The sequence below is a fragment of the Rhizobacter sp. genome (assembly GCA_021153565.1).
Lineage (GTDB): Bacteria > Pseudomonadota > Gammaproteobacteria > Burkholderiales > Burkholderiaceae_C > Albitalea.
This window is the reverse complement of the sequence record JAJKJU010000228.1, coordinates 1-8786: the sequence shown is the minus strand read 5'-3', so window position 1 is coordinate 8786 and position 8786 is coordinate 1. Positions and strand designations below refer to the sequence as shown.

The window sequence follows — 8786 nt, the reverse complement described above, 5'->3', positions numbered from 1 at the left end:
TCTCCCCCGGCGGGGGGAGAGGGTTGGGGTGAGGGGTCTCTCAAAAATCACCCCCATCTCCCCTGATGCATCTGAAATTCACATCGATTTCGGTCGAAAACATCACTGCAAAAGAATGTCGTCAAAGCCAGTAAAGACGCGCAACTTTCCGCGCGTCCAGCGTGCGTAAAGGTCAGCCCAGAGAGGGATCAGATTCCCTTGGGTCAATCTCTGCCGCGCGTCAATCTGCGCGCTGCCGAGCGCCAATCACAAGGGCATCGGTGCCGTGTTCTTGCGACGCTTGCGGGTGAGCTCCGGCTTCAGCAGGCTACGGATGCGCGTTCTCCTCGCCGTGACCACCGCTGCTTCTGCGCAAGCATCGACATTGAGCTCCGACTCCGATACTGCGCCCTGTTCGCTCGGAGAGAAGCCGACTTCTTGCTCGAGGCTGTAGCGTGGCGGCCAGTTCTTCAACATCGAGCGGCGAAGCAGTGCCACGCCGGTGGGGCTGAAGGTGCGCTCCAGCACGTGGGTGATGAGGTGGCGATTGACCTTCTCGGTGATGATCAAGGTCGAGCAGCGCGTGCCGTAGGCTGCGTCGGGCGTGCGGATGAAAGCCGGGGACAGACGGCGTTCCCATTCCAGCGGCACACCGGTGTCAGGCAGGTGGTCATCGTCGGCCTCGGTCCGGTCGGCGAGCGCTTCGAACAATTGCGCCGACAAGGCATCGACAGACTGTGCCGAATCGAGTTCTTGCTGCAGGTGGGCCTTCAAGGCTTCGACCTTCGGCCAGGGGGTGTTCAGCTCCGCATTCGACAGGCCATGAATGCCACGATCCAGTCGCACAGGAAACCTCCCGCCATTGGCCGCCCAGAAACATTCGCCCTGGCGGAAATCGAAAGCGATCAGGTTGAAGCCGTTGTAGCCGCACAAGGCCGAGCGCATCCAGAAGCGATCGGTGCGTTCCTTGCCCGAGAGCCAGTCCGGCACGATGCGTCCGCGTGAGGGCGAATTGGTCTCGTTGCGCTTGGGGGTGCGGATGTTGGTGACCAGTGCGAGGCGCCCTTCGGCGGTCAGGCCCAACCAGGTTCCACCCGATTCGAGGTCGCGGCCGCTCAAGATGGCGGGGCCGCCTGAATCCGGTGTCCACCACGCGAGGCGCGCAGACGGTCGCCTGAAGAATTCGTCGCGGTTCGATGCGATGACGAGCGGGAATCGGCGGCTGTGGTCGATGGCGAGTGCTACGAGACACATGGAACGAAGACTTCGATGTGGCGAGTGCCCACGATGAAAGGCGCAAGCACGGCGGCTTCGGCCTCTATCTCTGCTTGGAGTCCAGGCGATATGCCGCCGGAGTCCGGGGACGAATAGATTTCCATCCAGGTTTGCTGATCGTTCGGCGTGGTGCCGGGTTCATCGGGGCGGCGCAATAGACGCGCCGCGAGTGTTGGAAATCGGGTGCGCAGGCGGTACTGCATGGCCTGCGCGGCATCGAGTGCGAAAGCCGCACTTGATGCTTCGATTCGATAGTAGATGAACAGCTCGCGCATGGTGCTGGCGCTTTAGTGAACTCTTGCCCGCGGACGGCGATTCCGAAGAATCAGAGGCTGAGAATTTTTCGATCAAGCCCGCTCATCACGCCAAAAGACTCCTGCTCGTCGTTGCAAATGCTCGCCATAGCACGAGCTATGGCTGCGCTTTGCGCCTAGATCAGGCGCCTTTTGACGTGCTGCTCGGTCACGCTCGAAATACTCTCAGCCTCTCAGACGGCCGCGTTGGAATCGACCGGCACTTCATAGGGCAGTTCGCGGCGGTGCAACAAGGGTCCATCGGGGGCCCCAATGTGCAAGCTGCCGCGGTCCAGTGAGCTGAGCTTGACTTCGACCAAGGCGCTGAAACCTGCCCCTTCTGGACGCTGTGCGGCGTTGGCCACGAGGCCGGCCGGCTGACCCGGATCCTCGCTGTGAAAGACTTCCTGACCTGCGCTCGCCGTGGAGTCCACGTCGAAGAGAAACATGCGGCGCTTGACCGTGCCGCGGTACTGCGCGCGCGCCACGATTTCCTGCCCGGGATAGCAGCCCTTCTGGAAGTTCACGCCGCCCACCAGTTCGAAGTTCAGCATTTGGGGCACGAATTGCTCGACAGTGGCGCCTTCGATGGTCGGCACGCCGCTTTGGACTTCCAGCCATTGCCAGGTCTCAAGCGGCAAGGTGTCCGAGGAAGCGACGCAGGGCGATGCGATCAAGGCGCGCACGACACCGGCCGCATCCGGCAGGCGAACGACCTGTCCGCCTTCGGCATCGCGCTTGCCCCATGTCGGGAGGTCCGCGACTGCTGCTTTGTCGCCTATCACGCCGAACAAAGGCACTTCGGACGTTGCGTCGCTCAACTTGCATTTCGATCGCAGGACGAACATGCTCAATCGCTTCAAGGTTGCCGGAAGGACGCCCGCATGACAGGCCAGCAGGATCTCATCCGGCGCTGCCTTCCAAGCGATGAAGCTCGCAAGCAAGCGCCCCTTGGCCGAGCAATACCCGGCCAGTCGGGCCTGCCCCATGCCGAGATGGGCGAAGTCATTGGTGAGTTGGCCATGGAGAAAGCTGGCGGCGTCGGCGCCCGAGGCACGGATGACGCCCCACGGTGCAAGGCGAACAGCGCCTTTGGTCGAGGAGGAGAGGGTGCTCATGCGGCGATTATCATTCCCGCCCACCTTTCGTTGCCCTGCAAGGGTTGTCTCCGTTGATGAAACTTTGGCGCGTTCTCGTCGCTGTCGTCGTGCTCGCTGCTGCCGGTGTGGCTGGCGCCGCCGCATGGTGGCTCAAGCACCCGTTGCCGCTTGCCACCGATTCGGTTGAAGTCGCGGTGGAGCAAGGTACACCTCCACGCGGTATCGCCGAGGCTTGGGTGCAGGCGGGTGTGCAGACCTCGCCGCTATTCCTCTACCAATGGTTCAGGTGGTCCGGCCAGTCGCGCAAGATCCGTGCGGGCAGTTATGAAATCGACCGCAACACCACGCCCGTTCTGCTTCTCGAGAAGATGGTTCGGGGCGATGAGACTCAGGCGTTCGTGCGCATCATCGACGGCTGGACATTCAAGCAGGTGCGTGCGGAACTCGCCAAGGCTGAAAGCCTGAAGCCCACCACCGCCGCCATGAGCGATCTCGACATCATGACCGCGCTGGGCCAACCCGGCGTGCCGGCCGAAGGCCGCTTCTACCCGGACACCTACGCCTACAGCAAGGGCAGCAGCGACATGGCGGTGCTGAAGCGCGCGCACAAGGCAATGCAAAAGCGGCTCGAAGACGCCTGGGCGCAGCGTGCCGCCGACACACCCTTGAAGAGCATCGACGACGCCTTGATCCTCGCCTCCATTGTGGAAAAAGAAACTGGCGTCGACGCCGATCGCGGCAAGGTGGCGAGCGTGTTCGTGAACCGCCTGCGGATCGGCATGCCACTGCAGACCGACCCGACCGTCATCTACGGAATGGGCGACCAATTCGACGGCAACCTGCGCAAGCGCGACCTGACCACCGACGGCCCTTACAACACCTACACCCGCACCGGCCTGCCGCCCACCCCAATCTCCATGCCTGGCAAGGCGTCGATGCTCGCGGCGGTGAAGCCCGAGTCGACCAAGGCCTTGTACTTCGTCTCGCGCGGCGACGGCAGCAGCGAGTTCAGTGACAACCTGGCGGCCCATAACAAGGCCGTGAACCAATACCGGCGAGGAAAACCTTGATGCCTGCGCGTTTCATCAGCTTTGAAGGCATCGACGGGGCGGGCAAGTCCACGCACATCGACGCCGTGGCGAAGCGGCTTCGCGACGGTGGGGCGACGGTGCTGTGCACGCGCGAGCCGGGCGGAACCGAACTGGCGGAAAAACTGCGCGAGTTGGTGCTGCATTCGCCGATGGACGCGTTGACCGAAGGTCTGCTGGTGTTTGCGGCGCGTCGCGATCATTTGCACAAGCTCATCTTGCCGGCGTTGGCGCGCGGTGAGACGGTGCTTTGCGACCGGTTCACCGATGCGACCTTTGCCTACCAGGGAGCGGGGCGCGGGTTCGACACGGCCGTGCTCTCGCAGCTCGAGCAATGGGTGCATGGTCATCTTCAGCCTGACTTGACCATCTGGTTCGACCTGCCGGCCGCCATGGCGGCCGAACGCCGGGCGGCAGCGCGCAAGCCCGATCGCTTCGAGCAGGAGGCGGTCGACTTCTTCGATCTTGTTCGAAGCGGCTACCAGGCGCGCATGAACAGCGCGCCGCAACGCATCGTGCGCATTGACGCCTGCGTGAACAAGGGTGCAGTCTGGTCGCAAATCGTTTCCGCGTTGGAGGCCCGCCAGTGGTAGGCGCCGATGGCGTGCTGCCGCTGCCTTGGCTGGAAGCGCCGCTCACACAGGCGCTCGCAACCCAGCGCGCCCACGCCTTGCTGATTCACGGACCGCAAGGCGTCGGCCAGTGGGAACTGACCTTGACGCTGGCCCAGGCGTGGCTGTGCGAAGCCGCGGCAGGTGCAAGCCAGCGCAAACCCTGCGGCGTGTGCGCAAGTTGCAAGCTGGTGCAGGCGCACTCGCACCCTGATTTGCTTGTGTTGCTGCCAGAGGCACTGCGCGAGCCGCTGGGCTGGACTTCGCAGGACGACGACGGGGGCTCCGAAGAGAAGGCCGGCAAGCGCAAGCCCAGCAAGGAAATCCGCGTTGACGAAGTCCGGCAGGCCATTTCCTTCGCGCAGACCACCTCGGCACGCGGACGCGGCAAGGTCGTGGTCATCCACCCGGCTGAGCGCATGAACGGCGTGTCGGCCAATGCGCTCTTGAAGACGCTCGAAGAGCCGCCAGGCGATGCAAAGCTGCTGTTGAGCTGCGCCGCCCCCGATGCGCTCCTGCCCACCATTCGCAGCCGCTGCCAGGCGGTGTCGCTCGCGCTGCCGGATCCCGCCGCGGCTGCTCGCTGGCTTGCCGAGCACTCGGTGGCGCAGCCGGAGGTCATGCTTGCCGCCACCGGTGGGCAGCCGCAGGACGCGCTGGAATGGGTGAAGGAGGGCATCGACGCTGCGCTCTGGATCGCCCTGCCCAAGCAGGTCGCCCGTGGCGAAGTCGGCACGCTTGCCTCATGGCCGCTGCCGCGTGTCGTCGACATGATGCAAAAGCTTTGCCATGACGTCATGCGCGTTGCGGCTGGCAGCGTGCCGCGCTACTTTCCGGCTTCGTCTCTGCCAAGGGCGCCTGCGCTGGAGTCGCTCACGCTGTGGTCGCGCGAACTCGGGCGCATCGCACGGCAGGCCGAGCATCCGTGGAATCCGGGCTTGTTGGTGGAATCTCTCACGCAACAGGCACGTACGGCGCTTTCTCATCGCCCTTGACGGTCAAGAACCAAGACCCCTTCGATACACTCTCCGGCCATGAACGACCCCATTCCACGCAACGTCCTGCCGACCGCGCCCGCGGCAAGCACGGCGCGGCCGAGCGTGATCCAACTGGTGTTCCGCGAGAAGGGGGCGCTTTATGCGGCCTACATCCCGCTGTTCACCGAAGGCGGTCTGTTCGTTCCGACCACGCGCGAATACCGGCTGGGCGAGGACATCTACCTGCTTCTGTCGCTGCCGGATGATCCGCAGCGCTACCCGGTCGCCGGCAAGGTCTCGTGGATCACGCCGGCCAATGCCTCGGCTGGCAGAACTCAGGGCGTCGGCGTGCGTTTCCCGAACGACGACAAGACGCGTGTTCTGAAGCTGAGAATCGAAGAGATTCTTGGCACGTCGATCTCCTCTTCGAAGCCGACGCAAACCATCTGACTCCCCGCTAAGGCCCGCCGAGGTGGGCCGGGGTGGGGCGATGGACCATGCCTTCAGCCCCCTAGTGTCGCGTCAAGCCACAAATGCCGTCTGCTCGCTTGCTCTCGAAGCGCATTGCGGCGTTGCGCCTCCTCGCCATAGTGACGGCTATGACTCGTCGGCGCGCCTTGCACTGCGCTCCGATAGCGGCGCGATCAACCGACACTTGTGGATTGACGCGACACTAGGCAGCAACGGCTTTCGAAGACGACAGCCCATCCAGATACCATCGACCGATGTACGTCGATTCCCACTGCCATCTCTCCTTCCCCGAACTCATCTCACGGCTCGATGACATCCGAGCCGACATGGCCGCAGCCGATGTCGACCGAGCGCTGTGCATCTGCACCACGCTCGAAGAATTCGACGAGGTCCACGGCCTCGCGACCCGTTTCGACAATTTCTGGGCCAGCGTCGGCGTGCACCCCGACAACGAGGATGTGCGAGAGCCTTCGGTTGACGACCTGGTCATGCTGGCAGCAAAGCCGCGTGTCATCGCCATCGGCGAAACCGGTCTCGACTACTACCGCCTGAACGGTCGCACGATCGCTGACATGGAGTGGCAGCGCGAGCGGTTTCGCGTGCACATTCGCGCCGGCCGCATCACGCGCAAACCCTTGGTCATCCACACCCGCAGCGCCTCCGAAGACACGCTGGCGGTGCTACGCGACGAGGGGGGCGGCGAATCGACGGGCGTCTTTCACTGTTTCACCGAAACCTTGAATGTGGCGCGCGCAGCCCTGGATCTGGGCTTCATGATTTCTTTTTCCGGCATCCTTACCTTCAAGACCGCCGCGGATTTGCGCGAGGTGGCACGCTATGTTCCTTTGGACCGTTGTCTGATCGAAACCGACAGCCCGTATCTGGCGCCGGTGCCGTACCGGGGCAAGACCAATTCGCCTGCTTATGTGCCCTACGTCGCGAAGCAGATTGCCGACTTGAAAGGCATTGGGGTCGAACAGGTTGCACAACAAACCTCAAGTAATTTCGAGAGCTTGTTCGGGCTGCCTCCTCTTGGAAAGATTTCGCTGTGAAGAAGCTCCTCCTTTACTTTGGAAGGTCGGTCTATCTCATTCTTGTTGTTGGAGTTTCTTCGGCATTCGCCGGTGCCTACGACGATTTCTTCAGGGCCGTAGAAATCGACAACGGCTCGGTCGTCCAGGCCCTGCTGCAGCGCGGCTTCGATGCGAATTCACGGGACAACAAGGGGCAAACCGGGCTGTACCTTGCACTGCGAGGCGAGTCTTTCAAAGTCGCCGATGTGCTCATGAAGGCGCCCGGCCTCAACGTGAATGCGCTCAACGCTGCGGGAGAGTCGCCGCTGATGATGGCCGCGCTGAAGGGCCAAGTCGACTGGTCGAAACAGCTGCTCGACCGTGGAGCCACGCTCAACAAGCCCGGCTGGACGCCGCTGCATTACGCTGCGTGCGGGCCGGAAGTGTCGGTCGTCAAGCTGCTGCTGGACCGCGGTGCTTCCATTGATGCGGGCTCGCCCAATGGTTCGACCCCGCTCATGATGGCAGCGCAATATGGCAGCGAGGCAAGTGTCGACCTGCTGCTGGCACGGGGCGCCAAGACCCAGATCAAGAACGATCGCGGCCTGACGGCAGCCGATTTCGCACGCTTGGCCATGCGAGAGGCTCTTGCGAGCAAGCTCGAACGGGCGGTGCAAAAGTTGTAAGTTCTTGTCGGGCAACTTCCTACACAGTTCTTGGCGTGGCACCCACTGCTGCAATCAAGCAGCGAGGTCTACAGTCTTCATATCGGCTCTTCGGCCGTGCAGGAGTCTCGGACCATGGACAAGCCTCTGTTGGTATCCAACCCGTTCGCGCTGATGATGAACCCGGAAGATGTGCTTCATGCAATGCATCACTCGGAACGTTTGAGCCGACTGAGCCGCCGCATCTGCAAGCCGCTGGACAAGCCGCTCTTGCCCAAGGCCGGTCCAGAGGTCGATGCCTTCGACCATGAGGTCGACGACAGCGAAGAGGTGTCCACCCCCGACGAAGATTGATCAGTCTTCGTGCCTCGGATGCATTCCGGGGGCGGCCTTTACGGCGCGCAACTCGAACTCATTTGGAATACGCGGCATTGCGCTGAAGGCTGACCGACCGGGCTGTGACTCATCGACCAACGCCTGCGGCGTATCGAAGTTCATGCAGGCCGTGTGACTTCGACAACCCTCATCTCCACCTTCCCATCCGGGGAACATTCAACGTCAACGCACTCTTCCCGATACGCTGTCAAGAATCGCGACGCCTTGCCGCGTCGGAGTGGAGACGTATCTTGCAAGAGCCGACTTTCCGCAATCTGCTGTATCGCTACTTCTTCTTCGGATGGATGTTCCGCGATGTCACGCAGGGCAACGTCCTTGAGCGCTCTGCAGCGTGGCGACATAACCAATCTCAAGCTCACTGGCTCTTGACGTACATGCGTCGATGGATGTGGTGCGGCGTGCTCCTGTACTGCCTCGGCGGCTTCGTGGAAATGCTCGTCGGCGCGCCCGCACTGTCGGCGGTGTTCTATGTGCCAAGCGCGTTGAGTGTTCCGGTGAATGCGGTGATCGGTGCCGTGTGGCTTGGGTTGAAGGCGCTTCCCGGGCCGTTCTGATCCGGCATTGCAGGTAGCATTCGCGCTATCTCGACTTTTCATTCCAGCTTCGTGACCAGGCCACCAGGGCATTTCTACGCCCCCTTTTGAACGTGTGTGCCGTGCATGGCACCGCATGGAATTCATCGCGATTCCGGCTGCCGTCTTCGGCCGCATGTTCAGTGACAGTCTTGCGGGCATCGCGCCTGCGCGTCGCAGGCCACGCGAGGTGATCGGGTCGTCGGGCTAAGGACATGGCCCGAAACAACTTGCCGTTTTGGGGGTGCTGGGCGGGCGCGCTGCGGCGTTGCTCCTCACTTGTGTGGCTCGCCACACGGCGCTAGTAGCGCCTTGCATCGCATCCCGCCCAGCGCCCCCAAAACGG

Annotated in this window: 11 protein-coding genes; 8 read left to right on the top strand and 3 right to left on the bottom strand. The window is 62.7% G+C overall.

The window, feature by feature from the left end:
- Nucleotides 1-246: 246 nt before the first annotated feature.
- The 3 genes from AC30NL_RS14565 to ygfZ all read right to left on the bottom strand — a co-directional run bounded on the left by AC30NL_RS14565 (nt 247) and on the right by ygfZ (nt 2665).
- A complete protein-coding gene (locus AC30NL_RS14565) occupies nt 247-1233 on the bottom strand; it encodes an NRDE family protein (protein WP_489464717.1) in 987 nt (328 codons plus the stop codon).
- Nucleotides 1221-1529 (bottom strand): DUF4936 family protein, encoded by a 309-nt coding sequence (locus AC30NL_RS14560; RefSeq protein ID WP_489464716.1) that lies wholly within the window; start codon nt 1527-1529, stop codon nt 1221-1223. The genes AC30NL_RS14565 and AC30NL_RS14560 overlap by 13 nt, the downstream gene beginning before the upstream one ends.
- Before the next feature lie 212 nt (nt 1530-1741).
- On the bottom strand, nt 1742-2665 hold the full coding sequence (gene ygfZ / locus AC30NL_RS14555; protein WP_489464715.1) for a CAF17-like 4Fe-4S cluster assembly/insertion protein YgfZ: 924 nt from the start codon (nt 2663-2665) through the stop codon (nt 1742-1744).
- A 56-nt stretch (nt 2666-2721) separates the two neighbouring features.
- Between ygfZ and mltG the strand changes: the two genes are divergently transcribed.
- From mltG to AC30NL_RS14515, 8 genes are all read left to right on the top strand, one after another.
- Nucleotides 2722-3717, top strand: coding sequence for an endolytic transglycosylase MltG (gene mltG / locus AC30NL_RS14550; RefSeq protein ID WP_489464714.1), 996 nt, complete (start codon nt 2722-2724; stop codon nt 3715-3717).
- A complete protein-coding gene (tmk, locus tag AC30NL_RS14545; RefSeq protein WP_489464713.1) occupies nt 3717-4328 on the top strand; it encodes a dTMP kinase in 612 nt (203 codons plus the stop codon). The genes mltG and tmk overlap by 1 nt, the downstream gene beginning before the upstream one ends.
- Complete coding sequence (holB, locus tag AC30NL_RS14540) at nt 4322-5341, top strand: DNA polymerase III subunit delta' (RefSeq protein WP_489464712.1); 1020 nt, start codon at nt 4322-4324, stop codon at nt 5339-5341. The genes tmk and holB overlap by 7 nt, the downstream gene beginning before the upstream one ends.
- Nucleotides 5342-5380: 39 nt before the next feature.
- Complete coding sequence (locus AC30NL_RS14535; protein ID WP_489464711.1) at nt 5381-5773, top strand: PilZ domain-containing protein; 393 nt, start codon at nt 5381-5383, stop codon at nt 5771-5773.
- A gap of 275 nt (nt 5774-6048) precedes the next feature.
- Nucleotides 6049-6846, top strand: a complete 798-nt coding sequence (locus tag AC30NL_RS14530; RefSeq protein WP_489464710.1) for a TatD family hydrolase — start codon at nt 6049-6051, stop codon at nt 6844-6846.
- The gene (locus AC30NL_RS14525; RefSeq protein ID WP_489464709.1) at nt 6843-7493 is read left to right on the top strand and encodes an ankyrin repeat domain-containing protein; all 651 of its coding nucleotides are present in this window, start codon (nt 6843-6845) and stop codon (nt 7491-7493) included. Before AC30NL_RS14530 ends, AC30NL_RS14525 begins: the two co-directional genes overlap by 4 nt.
- A 114-nt stretch (nt 7494-7607) precedes the next feature.
- Nucleotides 7608-7826 carry a hypothetical protein gene (locus AC30NL_RS14520; protein ID WP_489464708.1) on the top strand — a complete coding sequence of 73 codons (219 nt, stop codon included), beginning with the start codon at nt 7608-7610 and terminating at the stop codon, nt 7824-7826.
- Between the two features lie 272 nt (nt 7827-8098).
- Entirely contained in the window at nt 8099-8422 is a 324-nt protein-coding gene (locus tag AC30NL_RS14515; protein ID WP_489464707.1) for a hypothetical protein, read from the top strand.
- The last annotated feature ends 364 nt before the right edge of the window (nt 8423-8786 follow it).